Source organism: Wenyingzhuangia gracilariae, assembly GCF_056387575.1.
In genome coordinates, this window is the sequence record NZ_CM150748.1 from 2,606,700 (window position 1) to 2,627,186 (window position 20,487).

Below are 20,487 nucleotides of genomic sequence, written 5' to 3' on the forward strand. Positions count from 1 at the left end.
TGTTTCATGTGAACACATATGTGTTGTAGTTCTAAAGCCTTAAGATTAAACTTTGGCTTTTAAAAAAGTCTTAGCTAACGTAAACCAATAAACAAAAAGAAATGAATAAAATTTTCTATGCTTTAATTTTTGTATTCGCAGGATTAAATGCGCAACAAAACAAGCCTAATATTTTATGGATTGTAACAGATGATCATAGAGCAGATGCTATTGAGGCAGTCAACCAAGCTGTTTTAGGACAAAAAGAAAGTAAGCTAGGTTATGTAAGTTCTCCAAATATTAACAAACTGGCCAAAGAAGGAACGTTGTTTACCAATGCCTATTGCAACTCTCCAGCGTGTGCTCCTTCTCGTAGTTCTATGATGACAGGTTTGTATCCACACCATAACGGAGTCACAGGTTTTGAACAAGCTCACAATAAAGTATCCATTACCAAACCTATGATGCCACAGGTCTTAAAAGAAATAGGTTACGGAACAGCCTTGTTTGGTAAATCGGGATATCGAATTTTAGAGTGGGACGAAAAGAAAAGTAGGCCAAGTTGGACAGACCCAGGTTATTATGATGTAAACGTAAATTACAAGAATGATTTAATTCTTAAAGGATATACTGATTTTGATAACAAAGGAAAACTAAAAGTAAAAGGTGAAAAACCATTACAAATAGAAGCCTTTTTGTATAGCGATGGAAGTAAGCTAGAAGTAGTGCCAGAAGCAAAAGATGCAGCTCACAAAGAACAATTTAAAAAGGTTGATGAAAAATTAGAAATTCTTAGAGCTTATACTCGCAAACAAGAAAATATGATTATTGGAGGTGTAAGTCCAAGACCTGCAGGAGAAACTTTAGATGGTTTTATTGTAAAAGAATACCAAAATTATTTAAAGCATCAGAACCAAGCATATCAAACCTTATCGGGTAGAAATGTAAACGGACCCAAAGAAAAACAACCACAATTTGTGAGTTTAAATTTTCATTTACCACACACACCAGTATTACCTCCAAAAGAATTTAGAGATCAGTTTAAAAACAAAACGTATAAAATTCCAGCTTTTGATAAAAAAGAAGAATTAAGCAAATTGCCTCCGCAGTTGGTAAAATTATATCAGTCCATGAAAATAGATGGATTGACAGCAGCAGAAAAACAACAAGCTGTTAGAGATTATTATGCCTTTTGTGCCTATGGTGATGCGTTGATTGGAGAAGCTATTCAAGATTTTAAAGATTTTAGCAAAAAAAACAATCAGGAATATGTAATTATTTTAACTGTGGGAGATCACGGATGGCATTTAGGAGAACAAGGATTAGAAGCCAAATTTGCACCGTATAACACTTCAAATAACGGAGCTATAGTTATGGCAGGATCTAACACAAAATGGTATCCTAAAAACAAAGTAAGCAAAGCTTTTGTAGAATATGTAGATATTTTTACCACCGTATTATCAGCAGCTAAAGAAGATATTAACAGTCCACAACACCAATATTTAGATGGAATTGATTTAAGCAAAGTAGCCAGTGGATTGGAAAAAGAAAAAGAATATGTATTGGGAGAAATGAATCATGTTTACGGACCAAGAGCTTATTTAAGAGGAAAAGAATTTGCTTTTTCTATGCGTATCAAAGAAAAAAACTCAAAACCAGGAAAACAAGTTCCTCCAGGTACAGGTTTAGATTGGGCAAGAACACAAAGTTTAGAAACGGTAGAGGTAGCTTTGTTTGATTTGCGTAACGATCCTGATGAAAGAAACAATGTAGCGTTAACTAAAGACTATAAAAAATTGACGGAATGGTTCCGTAAAAAATTAACCAATATTGTGTTGGGTGATGGTCGTGTAGAAATAGATTGGAGCCAAAAAGACAAGTATAAGATTAGCAATTTTGCCAAAGGTTCTGATGATAAAAAGCTAGACATTCCCTCTAACATAATACCCGAATTAAAAGATTTTAAAAACTAAAAGAAGATGAAAAAAATAAGTATACTTTTTTTAATGTTGGCCAACTTATTAGTGGCACAAAAAAATAAAAAGCCAAATATTATTGTAGTATTGGCCGATGATATTAGTGCTCGTGAATTACCTATTTACAAGTCAGATACTTGGAGTCCACCTGTAGGAGGAAATACTCAAGATTTACAATATAGAGCTCAAACTCCGGTGTTAGATCAAATAGCAAAAGAAGGGTTGTATATTAAAACAGCGTGGGCAGCTGTTGTCTGTTCACCAAGTAGAGCCATGATGATGACGGGTAGATACGCACATTTACACAAATGGTGGGGAAACAAAACCACAGGAAAATATACCGATGAGGAAGGGAAAATTGTAACCTATCCTTTTTACGAAAGTTCTCCTTTAAATCTTGGGGTTGTGGCTAAAAAAGGTGGCTATGCTACTATGTGGGCAGGTAAAACTCAAATGCGTAATCCTAATTTAAATAGATATGGCTTTGATGAAGGGGTTTTTACACCAGGAGAATCGTCACACGTAGGAGATAATCCTTATACAGACTTTAGAATTCAAACTCAAAAGGTAGATGGAAAAAAAGTAATGCTAAATAACGACACCAAGCAAAAAGTAGATTACTATGATCAAGCTGGTTGGTATTGGAAACCTCACGTAATGTTAATGAATCATCCCACTTCTAAAAAAGAATTTGAATGGTGGCCTAACACAGCAAAATCTAGAAAAGAATATGGATTAAATACCTATGGACCTGATGTTGAATTGGATTTTATTTTTGATTTTATGGAGCGTAAAACCAAAGAAAAGAAACCTTTTTTTGTCTATCATACATCGCATTTAGGACATGATGGATTTGATTTTTTAAATCCAACAAGTCATAACAAATGGCCGGGAACCCCCAAAGTGAAATGGAAAAATGGTAAATACAAAAGAACAACTCCAAACGTAACCGGAGATAACGGAGTGTACAACACACATGGAACTGTTACAGAAGTAGGTATTCACAATCATATCAATTATTTAGACTATCAAATGTCTTTGTATTTGCAAAAATTAAAAGATTTAAAAATAGATAAAAACACCATTGTTATTTTTTGTGCAGACAATGGAACCTGGGGGTATGGGAAAAACAGTGCAGAGTCTCAAAAAGGAACGCATGTCCCTTTTATTGTGTATGCACCTGGTTTAGGGTTGACCAAAAAAGGAGAGCAAGATGTGTTGGTAAACTTAGCAGATGTATTGCCTACTATTGCAGAAATAGGAGGAGTTACAATTCCTAAAGATTACAAAATTAACGGAGTTAGTTTGTGGCCTTTCTTAACAACCAATCAAAAAGAACACAGAGATTGGATTTATGGTTATAAAGATGGACAACAAATTATTAGAAGTAAGCATGTGTTAAAAGATGGTTATAACAAATGGTACGATGTCAGCAAAAACCCATCAGACTTAATTAGTTATCCCGTTATTAAAGATTGGAGTACAATGTCTAGTCAAGCAGTTAAAGAAAAGCAAGAGTTGTTAAAAATACTGCCTAAATTTAATACATTTAAGACTCAAAGACACGGACCTTTAACAGCCAAGCAAAAACAACAAGTAGAAAAACAAGAGGCTTTAAAAGCGGAAAAGTTAAAAGCACTAAAAGCTAAGAAAAGAGCCAAACAAAAAGCAAAAAATAAAAACAAGAAAAACAAATAAGTTTTGCAACGCTAACAAGAACCAGTAATGAAAATTACTGGTTCTTTTGGTTTATACCTGTCGGTAACGTTTCCGAAGAAGAATAATAATCTATAAATTTAAAAGATGATGAAAAAAATAATAGTATGTATAATGCTAGCTACCATGGCGGTAGTAGCTCAAAAAAAACAAAAACCCAATATTATTTTAATATTGGCCGACGATATCAGTGCGCGTGAATTTCCTATATACAAATCAGATACTTGGAGTTCTGTTACAGGAAATAAAAATACACAAGATAAAAAAGTAAGAGCCCAAACCCCTGTTTTAGATAAAATTGCCAAAGAAGGAATGTATGTAAAAACAGCATGGGCATCTGTAGTTTGTTCTCCTAGTAGAGCTATGTTAATGACAGGTAGATATCCGCATTTACACAAATGGTGGGGAAACAGCACTATAGGAAGTTATACAGATGAAGATGGAAACTTAGCTTCGTATCCATTGTTTGAAAGTTCTCCATTAACCATTGGTCATGTAGTTAAAAAAGGAGGATATGCTACCATGTGGTCTGGTAAAAGTCAAATGCGTAATAAAAATTTGCAAAAGTTTGGGTTTGATGAAGGAGTGTTTACTCCAGGAGAATCATCTATAACAGAATTGGGAGAAAATCCATATTCAAGTTTTACATTAAAACAAGTAAAAGTGAATGGTAAAAAAGAATTGATCAATCAAGATACGGGTAAGCCCTTAGATTATCCATATTACGCATCGTCTAGTTGGTATTGGAAACCTCATGTAATGTTAATGAATCACCCAAGCTCTAAAAAACAATTTGAGTGGTGGCCAAACACAGCAGAATCTAAAAAAGATTACGGATTAAATACATATGGTCCCGATGTAGAATTGGATTTTATTTTTGATTTTATGGAAAGAAAAGTAAAAGAAGATAAACCTTTTTTTGTCTATCATACCACGCATTTAGGTCATGCTGCCATGAATTATTTCAATCCAAAGCGTTCAGATTTAAAATGGATTGAAACTCCAAAAATAACTTGGGAAAACGGGAAATATACAAGAGAAGAACCTAATGTAACAGGAGCAAATGGGGTTTACGATATGCATAATTCTTTATCACCAAGCGGAATTCACAGTCATGTAAATTATTTAGATTACCAAATGTGGTTGTATCTAAAAAAATTAAAAGAATTAAAAATAGACAACAACACGTTGATTATTTTTTGTGCAGACAATGGTTCTAGCAAGTACGGAAAAAACAATCCAGAATCTCAAAAGGGAACGCATGTTCCTTTTATAATGTATGGGCCAGGACTTGGATTTACCAAAAAAGGAGAACAAGATATATTAATGAATTTGTCAGACATTTTGCCAACTCTTGCCGAAATTGTTGGGTTTCAATTTCCTAAAGATTATGAAATTAATGGAGAAAGTTTAATGCCGTTTTTAACCACCAATAAAAAAACACATAGAGATTGGGTGTATGGTTACAAAGATAATTTACAGATAATTAGGGGAGAAAAAGTGTTAAAAGATGGATTGAACAAATGGTACGATGTAAGAGAATATCCGTCAGATTTAATAAGTTTTCCTGAAATTAAAGATTGGAGCAAGGTGCCGTCAGAACTTAGAGCAGAAAGAGATGCTTTGAATAAAGTCTTGCCTAGGTTTGATATGTTTGATGAGGCTCAACACGGACCCTTGTCAGAAAAACATCAAAAGAAATTAGCACAATTAAAAGCCGCTAAAAAAGCAAAATTAGCAAAGAAGAAGGCTTTAAAAAAAGCCAAACAACAAAAAAAGAAGAAGAACCAATAAGCAAACTATAAAAACTCCTAAATACCTGTAACGTTTGTTGCAGGTTTTTAGAGGTAGTAGTTTAGATTACAGTTTGTTTAAAGCTAGGGTTTTCGATAACGTTTCCGTTGAAAAAAAAGGGGTTTTTAGTGTTAAAATCGCAAAATTAATTAAGGATTGTTAGGGGAGTAGTATCTTTATGTACTTAGAAAAAGCAATACTTCTTTTTAAGAAATTAGAATCTTCAATTTTAGAATAAATATGAAATTTAATACAAATCAGAAAGTGAATATATTTAGAATTTGTACTCTAATAATAATGTTTGTAACAGTTCAAAAATTAGCTGCTCAGCAAAAAGAACATGGAGTGTTTTCTTTAAATGGAACTTGGAAATTTAACACGATATATGGGCAAGGGTACAATTACTTAAATGTACAAACTAATGCCGATGATATTGTGATAGACAATTCAGATACTCAGAAAGTTGAGGTAAAAGGAAACTGGAAATCTAAAAAACAAGGAGCAAGAGAAACTAGTTTTTATAAAGATGATTATTTAGCTAGGAACTTTGTAAAAGGAGAAAGTAAAGACAATTATGTGCGTTTTCGTCCGAACCTAGAAAAATCTGGTTATTACGAAGCCTTTGTAAGATATCCTTTTTCTAGTCATTTAACCTCTCAGTGTAATATAAAACATGCAGGAGATATAACAACTAAATATGTTAGTCAGCGTATTTTTTGCGGAGAATGGATTAGCGTGGGGATTTATCAGTTTGATAAAAACGATGACAATTACATAGAAATTACAGCCATAACCGAAGGGCAAGTTGCTGCAGATGCGGTTATGTTAAAACCTATTTCCCAAGCATCTTATACAAAAGCTAAAAAAACGCCTAGTCAGGTTTATTTACCTTCTTTTAATGATGCTGATTGGCACAATTTAAAAGTACCAGGGCATTGGGGAATGATCAATTCTTATTCTAATTATACAGGAATAGGATGGTATCGTAAATCGTTTGAATTGCCTTCTAATTGGTCCTCAAAAAAGGATGAAAAAATTAGAATTCAATTTGGGGCAGTTTATCATTTAGCTAAGGTGTACTTAAATGGAACATACATCGGAACACATCAAGGGGGATTAACTCCTTTTGAGTTTGATGTTACTAATGATGTAAAGTTTGGAGAAAAAAACGTAATTGCTGTAGAAGTAAACAATGCTTTTATTGTTGGAGCTACTTGGAATTGGGGTGGAATTATTAGAGGAGTTCAGCTTAAAAAACAAAAAAACGTTCGCATACAAAATCAATACATACACGCAGAACCAAATTTAGAAAACGGAACAGCAGCAGTAAGTTTAAAAATTAAGATAGAAAACAATTCTAACAGTGTTAGAAAAGTAAATGTATTGTCTAAAATTAAAGAAATTAGAAGTTTAAAGTTAACAGAAAAAGGAGTCGAAATAGCTCCTAATAGTAGTAAAACTATTGTGTTAACGGCTAATTTAAAAGCAAAAGATGTACGATTATGGCATTTTGACAATCCTACTTTGTATACGTTGCAAACGACTATTACAGAAAATAAAACGGAGTTAGATGCTAAAGTAAACGATTTTGGAATTAGAAAAATAGAAGTTACAGACTCGCAATTACTTTTAAACGGAGAACCTGTAAGAACAGGAGGGTTTAATAGAGTAAGTGAAAATCGTTATTACGGATCTTCAGAACCCATAGAAATTTTAGAACGTGATGTGGATTTAATGAAAGAATCGGGAGCCAATTTTATGCGTATCATGCACGGAACCCAAAACGAGGAGTTGATTAAATTATGCGATAGAAAAGGAATTTTATTGTTTGAAGAAGTAAACGTTCGTGATTTAACAAATCCTGAATTTACAGCTCCAGAGTATCCATTGGTCAAATCTTGGTTAAAGGAAATGATAGAAAGAGACAACAACCACCCAAGTATTATTGGTTGGAGTGTAGGGAATGAGTTGTCTAATCATTATGATTATGCCAAAAAAATGATGGACTATGTTCGTACAGAATTAGATGAGCATAGACTGGTAACTTGCGTAAGTAATTCAGGACAAAAGAAAGCTTATACTAGAACTACAGATCCTAATACACATGTAGATGTAATTATGCACAACATGTATCGTTGGCAAGGAGAACCTCAAGAAATATTAAATACACTAAGAACAAAATGGCCTAAAAAAGCCATCTTTATTTCAGAGTATGGTTTTGATCCATATCCAACAGCTTCTTTAGATGGGGACAAACCAATTGTATCAGAATGGAATCAACATTTTAGAGGAAAGAATCAGTTTGTTATCGGTTCATCTATGTGGACGTTTAACGATTATCGAAGTGGATATGCAGGTACTTCTGCCGAAGAAAATAGAGTTTGGGGAGTGGTAAATGTATGGGGACAAAAAAGACGTTTGTTTGATCGTTTTCAAAAAGAAAATAGTCCTATAAAAATATTAAAAGTAGAAGATATTGATCGTTCTAAAAAATCAATTGCAGTAGAAATTGTGTCCAAAGAAGCTTCGGATTATCCAAGTTATCAAATGAACAATTATCAGTTGGTGGCAACTTTTACCAATAAAAAAGGAGAAGTGTTACATGAGCAAAAAATAAAACTACCTACTATAGAAATAGGTGCTACCTGGAAAGGATGTTTGCGTTTAAAAAAGCGTTTAAATGCTTACCTGTTAAAAGTAAAAGTTGTAAATCCTTTAGGTTATGAAAGAGGAAAAAAAGAAATCTTTTTTACAGTGCCTAATGCTCCTAGTATAGACAATGTAATTGCAGGACAAAATAATGCACGAGTATATTTTACCAAGGCTGTAGGAGTAAAAGAATACAAAGTAGCTTACAAAGTTAAAGGAGGAGCCTATCAATTTACAGAACCGACCATTTCAAACTTTATAGATATAGAAAATTTGTCTAAAAACAGTTATACAATCGCTTTAATAGCCATTAATACTAAAGGAGAAAGTACAATGTCTAAAGAAGTTTCTATAGAGTTAAATAACAGCAAATTACCCCCTGTTGTTTGGGAGTCTTTTATAGATGATGAAAAACTAGTGATAGGTTATGCAAGTGATTTTGAAGATGAGGTGTATACCGTAGTTTATGGGTTTGATAAAAGCAATTTATCAGAAACATTTACCACCAATGTTAGAGGAATGATGACTGTTGATGTCAACCATCCTATTACCAAACCTTTATATTTTAAAATCAAAAGAATTGTAAAAGGACAAAGCAGTAGCTGGTCTCCTGTACAAACTGTAAATCCATAAAAAAATGAAAAGTATGTTTCAAAAGAATCCTAAATTCTATGTGCTTTCTTTTTTGATTTTTGTTTTTGGAATAACAAAAACATGGGCTCAAAAGAATGTGATTTTAATTCTTTCTGATGATCACGCTTATCAGGCAATTAGTGCGTATAAAGATAGGTTTGCAAACATAGCACCTACTCCAAATATTGATAAATTGGCCAATGGAGGAATCCGATTTGACAGAAGTTATGTCGGGAATTCTATTTGTGCTCCATCAAGAGCTACCATTTTAACAGGAAAACACAGTCACAAAAACGGGGTGATAGATTTGGCGACCAAGTTCAATGGTCATCAACAAACCTTGCCAAAATTATTGCAAAAATCCGGTTACGAAACTGCAATTGTAGGAAAATGGCACTTAAAAACAGAACCGGTAGGTTTTAGTTATTGGGATGTGTTAATTGGGCAAGGAGATTATTATCATTCCGATTTTAAGAACTCAAAAGGAGTTTACAAAACCGATGGCTATGTAACAGATGTAATTACCGACAAAGCCATTCAGTGGTTAGACAAAGGAAGAAATACTCAAAAACCATTTATGATGATTGTGGGGAATAAAGCACCACATGCCAATTGGTTGCCACCTGTAAAATATTTAAATACGTTTAAGGATGTAAAAATTCCAGAGCCGAGCAACCTCTTAGATACTTATAAAAACAGAAGTGATGCTGCTAAAGAAACAGACATGACATTGGCAGAAATGCCTTTAGGATGGTATTGTCAGTTATGGACTCCTAAAAAAGAAAAAGAAGACAGGTATTTAGATGAATATGGTTCTTTGTGGAAAAGAGCCTATGGACGATTAAAGCCAGAGGAAAAAGCAATGATGGATGCTACTTTTAATGCAGAAAACGAAGCCTTTAAAAAAGCAAACTTAGCTGGGTCAGATTTAGTAAGATGGAAATACCAACGTACCATGAAAAATTATTTAGCCTGTGTAAAATCGGTAGATGATAATGTGGGTAGGTTGTTAGATTATTTAAAAGCAAACAATTTAGAAGACGATACTTTAATTATTTATGCATCGGACCAAGGATTGTTTTTGGGAGAACACGGTTGGTACGACAAACGTTTTATGTACGAAGAAGCTTTTAGAACTCCATTTATAGCCTATTGTCCAAGTGAAATCCCAGCCCATCAAGTGTCGCAAAATTTGGTACAGAATATAGATTATACACCAACCATTTTAGATTTTGCAGAAACAGAAATTCCAAAAGATATACAAGGAGTTAGTTTAAAACCTTTAATGCAAGGAAAACGATTTAAACAAGATAGAAAAAATTTGTATTATCATTATTACGAATATCCAAGAGGACATAGTATTCAGAAGCACGAAGGTGTGGTTTCTAAAGATTTTAAGCTGATTCATTTTTACAAAATAGATCAATGGGAGTTTTTTGATTTAAGAAAAGATCCATCAGAAATGAAAAATGAATACCACAACAAAGCCTATCAAAAAGAAATTAAAAAACTAAAAAAAGCAATTGTAGAATTAAGAGATACATACAACGTACCTCAAAACAAATAAACCAAAACAAATGAAAGTAATATACTCAGCAGTTCTAGCCATGTTTTTAATGATGGCGTGTAAATCAAACAAATCAGAAAAAGTTACAGCAAAACCTGTAGACTATAAAATTGAACTAGGTGTTGTTTCCAAAAACTCTATTTTTAAAGAAGAAGGAAAAAGTGTTTGGGGAGGAAGTTTGGTAAAAGGTGAAGATGGCTTGTACCATATGTATTATTCAAGATGGCCAAAAAATATAGGATGGGAATGGGTAAATTACTCAGAAATTGCACACGCAACAGCACCATCACCATTTGGGCCTTTTACGTTTCACGATGTTGCTTTGGCGGACAGAGGACCTCAATTTTGGGATGGATCTACCACTCACAACCCAACAATTCTTAAAATTAAAGGAAAGTACTATTTATATCATATGGGGAACACCGGAGATAAAAAAATAGTAAGTGTTCCTGGAAAGCAAAAAATTAATTGGGTACACAGAAATAATCAAAGAATTGGTGTAGCTGTGGCAGACAATCCTAATGGACCTTGGACAAGATTTGACAAACCTGTTTTAGACATTAACCATGAAGATGAAAATGCGTACGATGCTTTAATGACATCAAATCCATCGGTTTGTGAAATGAAAGACGGAAAAATTTTAATGGTGTACAAAGCTGTAGGGAAAAAATTTGATTTGCCTGCAGGTGGGCCTGTAGTGCACATGGTAGCCATTGCAGATTCTCCAACAGGACCTTTTAAAAAGTTTCCAGACCCTGTGTTTGTTTTTGAAGGAGAACGCTTTCCTGCAGAAGACCCATACATTTGGTATCAAGATGGAAAGTATAGAGCTATTGTAAAGAGAATTAAATTCGAAGGAAAAAAGAGGATTTTTTCTTTAGTTCATTACGATTCTAATGACGGAATTAAGTGGGATAAAGCTAAAAACTTTGAAGTTTCTGATAGAACCGTAACATGGGAAGATGGAACAACTACTAAGTTTGACCATTTAGAACGTCCACAAGTGTTTAAAGAAAATGGAGAACCAGTAGCGTTACTATGTGCAGCAGATACGATTGATGCAAACAATGTTCGTCATTCGTTTAACATTCAAATTCCATTAAAAATTACCAAAGAAAAATAAGCAATCATGAAAAAGGCATTTCTATTGTTTTGTACGTCTGTTTTGTTGATGATATCATGTAAAAATGTAAACACATCAACAACTGAGAATTCCTACAAAAAGAAAATTTCTTTAAACGGAAGTTGGCAGTTTTTAGCTTCTAATGAAGTTGATGAACAAGCTGTTTTAGAAGCAAATTACAGCAAATGGGATACGCTTACCGTTCCTGGAAATTGGGATACGACAAAAAAGTATAGTACCTATGTAGGAAAAGGATATTATCAAAAAAACTTTCAGGTTCCCAACCATTGGAAAGGAAAACAAATACGTTTAAAATTTAATGCTGTATACCAAACAGCAAAGGTTTGGTTAAACGGACAGTATTTAGGAGAAAATAAAGGAGGTTATTTGCCTTTTGAGTTTAATATTACAGAAAAGCTAAATTCAAAAGGAAATAATTCTTTAGTGGTTATGGCAGATAATACCACTCGTAGAGGAGCTTGGTGGGCTTGGGGAGGTATTAGTAGAGAGGTCACTTTGTTTGCTAAAGAAAATGTAAGAATTGTTAACCAGCACATTGCAGCAGTTCCTAATTTTAAAACAAAAAAAGTTTCTTTTAGCATAAAATACAAAATAGAAAATAACGATAATATAGCTCGTAAAGTTTACATTCAATCTGCAATAAAGGGAAAAGAAAATATAACGGTACAAACGTTAACTATTCCACCAAATTCCTCAAAAGAAAAAAGCATTCAGTTTCAGAAAAGCTTGAATAATTATAAGTTATGGGATTTAGAATCTCCTAATTTATATAACCTTCAAACCTCAATTTTAGTAGATAAAAAGGTGTTAGATACACGTACGGATCATTTTGGAATCCGAAAATTTGAAGTAAAAAAAGAGCAATTCTTTTTGAACAACAAAGCAGTTCGTTTGAATGGATTGAATCGTGTTCACGATCATCCTGATTTTGGTAATACAGAACCTGATGCATTGATTGAACAAGATTTAAAAGACATAATGGCTTTAGGTGGACGATTTTCTAGGTTAATGCACGCACCACTTTCTGAAAACATTTTAGATTTTTGTGATAAAAATGGATTTTTACTTGTAGAAGAAATCCCGGTATGGGGAGCAGTAGATCCAAATTCGGTACCCAACAATCCGCTTACACATCAATGGATGAAAGATTTGATTACAAGAGATTTTAACCACCCAAGTGTAGTTGCTTGGAGTGTAGGAAATGAGTTGCGTACGGATAAGCCTAAATGGGGAGAACAACATTTAACACAAGACCAATACGATTATGCAAACGAAATGTTGGATTATGTGGTGTCTTTAGACAGTACCCGATTGAGAACTTATGTAAGTAACACTTCGTATCAAGGAGGAGTTATAGGAAACGAACCGTATGAAAAAGTAGATTTTTTATGTGTGAATAGTTATGGTCATGCTTTAAAAATTGTAGAAAAAGTACATCGTAATTTTCCAGACAAACCCATTTTTGTTTCCGAAATAGGAAGAGGGCAAATAGGGCCTGCACCCCATGCAGTGTTAAAAGATGATTTGGTAGATTGGATAAAACAACTTAGAAATTATCCTTACGTTACAGGGGTTTCCTTATGGAGTTATAATGATTATAGAAGTGATTACAAAGGAACTCCAGAGTCAGGATTTAGAGAATGGGGAATTGTAGATGAACGTAGAAATAAAAAGAAAGCTTATCAGCAATTAAAAGAAGCATATGAGTATTGGAATAAAAATTAAACAGCTAAAAAAAAGATATTTGTTTTTGTGCTTGTTTGCTTTTGTAGCCAAAGCACAACATTTGCCTAAGGCATTAGAAAATACTTATGAAAGCAAAGCAAATATGTATTATTCTGATGAATTTAATGCTCAGAGAAAACACAATGCTTTTGACAATGAAAAGTGGCATTACCGTCAGCCCAAACCTTGGCGAAAAGGATTGGCAACAGGTTCTAAATTTGTAGAAGAAAAAGAAGGTAAATTAATTTGTTACGGTCGCAAAAATTTAAAAAAAGCAGGAGGAATTGTATCAAACAACTATTTTCAATACGGATTTTATGCTTTCCGATGGAAAACTACAGGAATCTATGAGCAAGGAAAAAACGTGTGGCATCCTTCTATTTGGGGATCGTTAGATGATACCCAAAAAGGCAAAGTACCACATACAAGTGGAGAAGGAGATAGTTGGATGGAAATTGATATTATGGAATTTTCTACTTGGAAGTCTAGCGGAACAGATTGGAACGCCGATGCTCCGGCATATATCTGGGTAGATTCAATTAAGAAACGAGCCAAAGTAAACAAATTAGGAAAAAAGTTTGGTTGGAAAAAAGCCATGATGACCGATGGTAAAAAAGACAAGTACAAAGAACGAGTAATTGGTTCTTATGGTTTTGATACTTGGCAAACTATGGGAATGGAATACCATCCTAATTATTTGCAATTATGGTTGTTGGATAAGGATGAGTGGGTGCAAGTAGGGCATCGTATTCACTTTACAAGTAATGATGTAAAGCCTAGTCTAAGAACGGTGCCTAAGAAAGCCGTAAAACCTTTGTATTGGTACATAGGAAATTTGTACATGCCACAAGGAAAAGCAGCTGTTACCGAAGAGCAAATTACCGAATGTACTTTTGAAGTAGATTGGTTTCATTTTTACGATTATAAAAAATAAAAATAATGAATAGATTAAAAAAAATAGGGGTATTGTTCTTTTTAGCAATAGGAACATTACAAGCACAAAAAGACCAACCTTTAAATATTGTGTGGATCAATGCAGATGATTTGGGACGTGAATTGAGCTGCTATGGAGAACCTGAGGTTAAGACTCCAAATATGGATAAATTGGCTGCAGAGGGAGTAATGTATACCAATGCATACGCCAATGCTCCAGTGTGTTCTTCTAGTAGATCTTCTCAGATTACAGCAATGTATCCAACAGCCATTAATTCTGAAAACCACAGAACAATGGAAAGAAAAAAACTACCCAATGGTATTCAACCTATTACAGAATTTTTTAAACAAGCAGGATATTTTGTATCTAACGGTTCAGGGTTATCACTTATGAAAACTATGGGTAAGAAAGATTACAATTTTGCTCCAGACATAAAATACGATGGAACCCATTGGAGAGAAAGAAAAGAGGGGCAACCGTTTTTTGCTCAGGTACAAATAAAGTATCCGCATAGACCTTTTGTTTATGATACAAAACATCCTGTAGATCCAGATAAAATCAGACTACCAAAAGAATACCTAAATCATCCTTTATTAAGAGCAGATTGGGCTAAGTATTTAGAATCTGTACAGCATTGTGATGAAATAGTTGGGCAAGTATTAGCGCAATTAGAACAAGATGGATTGGCAGAGAATACAGTTGTATTCTTTTTTGGAGATCATGGACGTCCGCATTTAAGAGACAAACAATTTTTATATGAAGGAGGTTTGCAAATTCCTTTAATTGTTCGTTGGCCTAAAAAACTAAAAGCAGGAAAGCAAGACAATAGATTGGTTAGTTTGGTAGATGTTGCTGCCACTACTTTAGCCATCAGCAATCTTAAAGCTCCATACAGTTTAGATGGAAAAGTTTTTTTAGGAAAACAATGCGAAAAAAGAGATTATGTATTTGGATTTAGACAAAGAACAGGAGATGCAGTAGAGAATTTAAGAAGCATTACAGATGGACGTTACAAACTAATTTGGAACAGAACCTATGACCGATCTTGGATGCAGGTAAGTAGTTATAAAAAATTGCAATATCCTGCTTTTGCTTTGTATCATTATTTACATAGTAAAGGTGAATTGCCAGCTCCTTACAATCAGTTTATGGCTAAAAACAAACCTGAATTCGAATTTTTTGATTTGAAAAAAGATCCATCAGAGTTTCACAATTTGGCAAATGAAAAAAAATATGCTAAAATTCAAAAAAAGCTGTTAAAAAAATTACAAGAAGAATTGGCTGTTGCAGAAAAAAATAATGTGCCAGAAACCAAAGAAGCAAAACAAAAAGGAATTGTAGGTTCTCAAAATTATTATAACAATTCTGTTTCTAAAATGCATCCAAATTTAAATTCAAAAGCTAGTTATAAAGAATTGGTAAACGCTTGGGAACAAGAATTATTAAAAAAATAGAGATAATGAAAAAGGTATTATTAGGAATTGTTTTGTTGGGGGTTACAACTATATATAGTCAACAAACATTTGATTATAAAGGATGGAAATTGGTTTGGGAAGATGATTTTAATTATAAAAATGAAGTTTTAGACCAGCAATGGATTTCGGCAAACCATCCTAGTAAAAATTTATATTGTAGCCGCTGGCGAGAGAATGTAGATGTTGTAGATGGTGTAATGCATTTAAACATAAGAAAAGAAAAAAGAGGAGGGCAAGATTGGACTGCTGGGAGTATTTGGACCAAAAAGAAATTTAAATACGGTTATTTTGAGTGTAGATATAAATATGCTGGAGGTGAAGCAACCAACAATTCTTTTTGGTTAATGACAAGAGGAGGAGAACCTACAGAAGGAAAAAAGTTTGAAATTGATATTAATGAAGGTCACTACCCAAATGAAGTGAGTACCAATATACACAATTGGTCAGATTTTACAGTTTTGCCTAACGGTAAAAAAACGCATCCAAGTTATAATGAGATGTTCTTTTTTGGAACCAAACCAGATTATTCCATTCAGTTAGAAATTCCTGTAGAAACTAAAAAAATACGTTTTACATCTCATCAAAGTTCTAGATTCAATTTGGGTGAGTTTAGAGTGTATGGTGTCAATGAATCAGGAGAATACCCAACAGTATTATCGCCAACAGCAGATCGTGATATTGCTGGTTTAGAAAATTATGCTAGGTCTAAAAATGTAAATATTACCTCTAGTGGTTCTTTTAAAGGAAAATCATCAGAAAACAAATTGATAGACGGAAACCCTTTTACTTCTTGGAGTACACAATCTGAAGGAGTAAAGTGGGTAGAGTTTGCATGGAATGATCCTATTACTGTTGGTTGCATTCAGTTTACAAATGGTTGGAGAGATAAGGAAAAAGTTTGGCACAGTTTAATTAGCAACTACAAAATTCAATATTTAAAAGATGGAGAATGGAGAGATATTTCTGTTTTAGATGCTGCTAAAGAAAATGATTTTTCTGAAGAATATCATACCTATGGACTAGAATGGGATGAGAACGAACTGGTTTTTTATTTTGATGGAAAAGAATTAAGAAGAACTAAAAACGAGTTTTGTCATAGTGAAGTACCTATCTTTTTAAGTCTAGCACTTATCAAATGGCACGGAGTGCTAAAAGATGATTTGGATGGTAAAAGCATGAAGGTTGATTATGTAAAATATTATCAGAAAAAATAAATAATCTTAGAATTTATATGTTAGAAGTAACTTATATTTCTAGAAGGGTATTGTTAAAAACAGTTTATCGAATATTTCGATAAACTGTTTTTTTTGGATCCTATTTTAATAAATTTTTAAAATAAAAGTGTCATATAAAACAGCTATTTTAAAACCAAATAAAACCATTAGTAACATGTTTTAAAACATATGTATGTCTTAAAAGTAGGTTTAAGTATTAGGTTTGTGTACGCACACGTATTGAGTAGTACTCTCTTAAAATTAAAAGAATTAATTTATATAAAACTATTTACACAGCTATTATTTTAATAGCCTTAAATTTAGTTGCTTGTAGCAACAAGCAAACCACTTGGAATGTAAAAGATTATGAAGCCGTAGATGACAATACAACAATAAACACAATAGCCATTCAAAAAATAAAGAAACCTTAAAAAGATTAGGGTTAGAAGGAGTAAAACCAGATTTTACAGGATTGGTAGTGGGAACAAACAATTATGTAAACAATAACATTCGCTTGTCTAACAATCCAATATTGTTTATAGTAAGTGTTGAGTTAATTAAAGTTTTGTAAAAATTCCGAAAGGATTGTTTTTCTAGTTAATTGCATTTTTTTGCGCAATCTACTTCTTGAAGTGTTAATTCCTTCAACACTCAAACCCATAATTTGCGACATATCCTTACTACTAAAACCAAGTTTTATAAAAGCACACATTTTTAAATCGGTAGGAGTTAATAATGGATATTTGTTTTTTAACAAGGTGTAAAACATTTGATTTACAGCTGTAAAATGAGCTTCAAACTCTTTCCATTTAGTATTAGTGTTGATGTTAAGAGAGCTTTTTAATTCTTTAATAATAGTTGTGTTGTGGCCTTTTACTTCTAACTTATCTAGTTGTTTTTTTATTTCTTTTTGTAAAGAGTTTTGTTCTAGTAATTGTGAAGCAGAACTTAATAATTGTTTGTTTTTAAATTCAAGAACTTCTTTATGTTTTTTTATTTCAAGTTTTTGTGCTAAAATTTTACTTTGATTTTTTCGTTTAAAGTATAAAAATAAAGAAGCAAAAAGGCAGCATAGAATTAACACAATAAAAACGATTTTAAATCGCCATAAGGTTTTTTCTCCTTCTAAAGAATTAAGTCGTTGCAACTGAATTTCTTCTTTGTTTTTTTGAAGTTGAATTTCGTATTTGTTTTTAATTTCAAAAAGTTCTTTATTTAAAGATTTGTTACTATTAAATAACTGATCGTTTAAAGCAAAGGCTTCTGTTTGTTTTAAATAGGCTTTTAAATAATTCCCTTTTTGAGCATAAATTTCTGAAAGGTTTTTTAACGTTTGTAATTTTTTATCAGCATGAATTTTAAAAGTCTCAATGGCAGCAATACTTAATTCATAATAATAAATAGAAGTCTCATTTTTTTGTTTCAGTTTGTAGTACAAACCTAGTCGTTCATATAATAAACCATGAATTGGTTTTAAAGGTAGCGGGTAAATTCGGTTTAATTTAAAAAGATATTCTTTTGCTTTTTCCAAATTATTCATATCTAAATAAACTTGTGAAAGGTGTAACCATCCGTAATAAACAGCAACTTTGTTGTTTTTTAATTGTTGACTATATGCAATGCTTTTAAGTGCTAGTTTTTCCGCCTTTTTGTAGTTTTTATGAGCTTGTAATGCAATCCATGTAGCTTTGTTGTAAAATTCAGCCAAAAGCTCTAATCTTCTTTGTGCATTAGTTATTTGATCAAAAGCTATTTGTTTTGTTTTTTGAAAAGTTTTTTCAGCTTTTTCATATTGCTCTAAAACCATATACAATGTAATAAGCTTATATAGAATTTCAATTTTTTGAACTCTGTATTTAGGAGCTTCTACCATTGGAAGTAATGTCCAAATTTCTTCATAACAATTGCTATACAAACCTATTCCAGAAAAATAATCAACAAGAAGAAGTTTAGAATCAATAATTCTCAACGTGTCTTTTTTCTGTAGGGCTTTAGAAACGGTTAATTCTAAGTCAACACGAATACTGTCTTTCGGTTGTTGTCCAAATCCTTTGTTTTTAGTAAAAATTAAAAAGAGAGTTAGTACAATAATTTGTAATATGTGTTTTTTTAAAAATGTTTTCATTGAAAGCTGTAAAATAACGTAAGTGTCTGATAAACTTATGGATAAAAGTAACTTATTTTGTAAAATACTATGTTGTAGATTAGTTGAAATTTAAAGTTGCTATGTTTATACTAAGGTTTAAAAAGATGTTTTTAGCTGTAAAAAGTAAATATTTGGATTGTTGTTTTTGAAAGTGTTAATGCAATAGTTTCAAATTTCTTACAAATGTGTCATAGTGAAATCTATTATCACCCATTAAAATAAACCTTTAAAAATGTTCAAAAAAATGAAATCAATATTTCTAAAATTAGTTCTATTTGTTTGTTTCGTTTCCTGTCAAAAGAGTAAAGTAGAACACCATAAGAAAGCATTTCCGTATCTTATTCCAATAGAAAAACCAAATAGACCTTTAAGTGCTGCTATGGAAAGAAATTATGACGCTTATATGGGGCTTAGACCAGAAACCAACGAGCTCTATAGTCAATTTAAGTACACGCAATTAAAGGGGTTTGATTATAACAACGGAGACGGTACTATTTCACGTAGAGATCCTTCTAAAATAATATTTGTGAATGGCAAATATTATATGTGGTATACACATCGTAAAACTCCTGTGGCACCCATTGGAATTTCAAATGCTTTAAAAAGTAACGATACAATTCCATCTGCAGATTGGGATTTGTCAGACATCTATTATGCTACTTCTAAAGATGGTTTTTCATGGCAAGAACAAGGAGTTGCAATCCCCCGTGCAACATACCCTAATCCAGGGCATCGTTCGGTAACTACTACTGATATTCTTGTATGGAAAGGAAAATATTATTTGTATTATCAAGCTTTTAACGAAGCTCCTGGAAAAAACGGAGGAGATTATTGTCCAGTTGCAGTGTCTTATGCAAATTCACCAAATGGCCCTTGGATTGCTACTCACAAAATTGTCATTCCAAACGGAGCTAAAGGAGAATGGGATCAGCACTCTATTCACGATCCTTATCCGTTAATACACAATGGTAAAATATATATGTATTATAAATCAGATTTTGGAAAATCAGATTCTGAAACTATGGTTCGAATGCATGGATTGGCAATTGCCGAAGACCCACTAGGTCCTTTTAAAAAACATCCTTTAAATCCAATTTTGAATTCTGGACACGAAACTACACTCTTTCCGTTTAAAAATGGGGTTGCAGCCCTTATTATAAGAGATGGAAATGAAAGTAATACAATACAATATGCTAAAGATTGGGTAAACTTTAAAATTGCATCTACAGTAGAATTAATGCCTAATGCTGCAGGCCCTTTTGTGAAAGATGCTTTTACAGATGCTAAAGATGGACGAGGAATTACGTGGGGAATCTCTCATTTTGGAAGACCGCATAGAGATTGGAATCGAAACCATCATGTTTTGTTACGTTTTGATTGTGATTTGAGTCAAGATGTAGATGATTCTTCTATGAAAAAACATCATTTAATTCCAAAAATAGAATACATATTAAAACAAAAATTGAATCAGAAACAATTGCAAAGAATTAAAGAAGAAAATCGTTTGATAAATCAACAATATAGAAAGAAGTAAA

Annotated in this window: 12 protein-coding genes; 11 read left to right on the plus strand and 1 reads right to left on the minus strand. The window is 32.7% G+C overall.

What is annotated here, in order from left to right:
• Positions 1–101 precede the first annotated feature (101 nt).
• From ACY2IJ_RS11365 to ACY2IJ_RS11410, 10 genes are all read left to right on the plus strand, one after another.
• Entirely contained in the window at positions 102–1,952 is a 1,851-nt protein-coding gene (locus ACY2IJ_RS11365) for a sulfatase-like hydrolase/transferase (protein WP_476724486.1), read from the plus strand.
• A gap of 6 nt (positions 1,953–1,958) precedes the next feature.
• Positions 1,959–3,653 carry a sulfatase-like hydrolase/transferase gene (locus tag ACY2IJ_RS11370; protein WP_476724487.1) on the plus strand — a complete coding sequence of 565 codons (1,695 nt, stop codon included), beginning with the start codon at positions 1,959–1,961 and terminating at the stop codon, positions 3,651–3,653.
• Between the two features lie 108 nt (positions 3,654–3,761).
• Complete coding sequence (locus ACY2IJ_RS11375; RefSeq protein WP_476724488.1) at positions 3,762–5,465, plus strand: sulfatase-like hydrolase/transferase; 1,704 nt, start codon at positions 3,762–3,764, stop codon at positions 5,463–5,465.
• A 297-nt stretch (positions 5,466–5,762) separates the two neighbouring features.
• A complete protein-coding gene (locus ACY2IJ_RS11380) occupies positions 5,763–8,747 on the plus strand; it encodes a glycoside hydrolase family 2 TIM barrel-domain containing protein (protein ID WP_476724489.1) in 2,985 nt (994 codons plus the stop codon).
• Positions 8,748–8,760: 13 nt separating this feature from the next.
• Entirely contained in the window at positions 8,761–10,314 is a 1,554-nt protein-coding gene (locus ACY2IJ_RS11385) for a sulfatase family protein (protein WP_476724490.1), read from the plus strand.
• 10 nt (positions 10,315–10,324) lie between these two features.
• Complete coding sequence (locus tag ACY2IJ_RS11390) at positions 10,325–11,437, plus strand: glycoside hydrolase family protein (RefSeq protein WP_476724491.1); 1,113 nt, start codon at positions 10,325–10,327, stop codon at positions 11,435–11,437.
• 6 nt (positions 11,438–11,443) lie between these two features.
• Positions 11,444–13,183: a glycoside hydrolase family 2 protein gene (locus ACY2IJ_RS11395; RefSeq protein WP_476724492.1), complete on the plus strand. Its 1,740-nt coding sequence runs from the start codon at positions 11,444–11,446 to the stop codon at positions 13,181–13,183.
• Complete coding sequence (locus ACY2IJ_RS11400; RefSeq protein ID WP_476724493.1) at positions 13,161–14,117, plus strand: LamG domain-containing protein; 957 nt, start codon at positions 13,161–13,163, stop codon at positions 14,115–14,117. Before ACY2IJ_RS11395 ends, ACY2IJ_RS11400 begins: the two co-directional genes overlap by 23 nt.
• Before the next feature lie 5 nt (positions 14,118–14,122).
• Positions 14,123–15,571, plus strand: coding sequence for a sulfatase family protein (locus ACY2IJ_RS11405; RefSeq protein WP_476724494.1), 1,449 nt, complete (start codon positions 14,123–14,125; stop codon positions 15,569–15,571).
• A 5-nt stretch (positions 15,572–15,576) separates the two neighbouring features.
• Positions 15,577–16,806 (plus strand): glycoside hydrolase family 16 protein, encoded by a 1,230-nt coding sequence (locus tag ACY2IJ_RS11410; RefSeq protein ID WP_476724495.1) that lies wholly within the window; start codon positions 15,577–15,579, stop codon positions 16,804–16,806.
• 553 nt (positions 16,807–17,359) lie between these two features.
• On the opposite strand, the gene ACY2IJ_RS11415 is transcribed toward ACY2IJ_RS11410, so the two are convergent.
• The gene (locus ACY2IJ_RS11415; RefSeq protein ID WP_476724496.1) at positions 17,360–18,931 is read right to left on the minus strand and encodes a tetratricopeptide repeat protein; all 1,572 of its coding nucleotides are present in this window, start codon (positions 18,929–18,931) and stop codon (positions 17,360–17,362) included.
• A 265-nt stretch (positions 18,932–19,196) separates the two neighbouring features.
• Here ACY2IJ_RS11415 and ACY2IJ_RS11420 point away from each other — a divergent pair, with 265 nt between their 5' ends.
• Positions 19,197–20,486 (plus strand): glycoside hydrolase family 117 protein, encoded by a 1,290-nt coding sequence (locus ACY2IJ_RS11420; protein ID WP_476724497.1) that lies wholly within the window; start codon positions 19,197–19,199, stop codon positions 20,484–20,486.
• The last annotated feature ends 1 nt before the right edge of the window (position 20,487 follow it).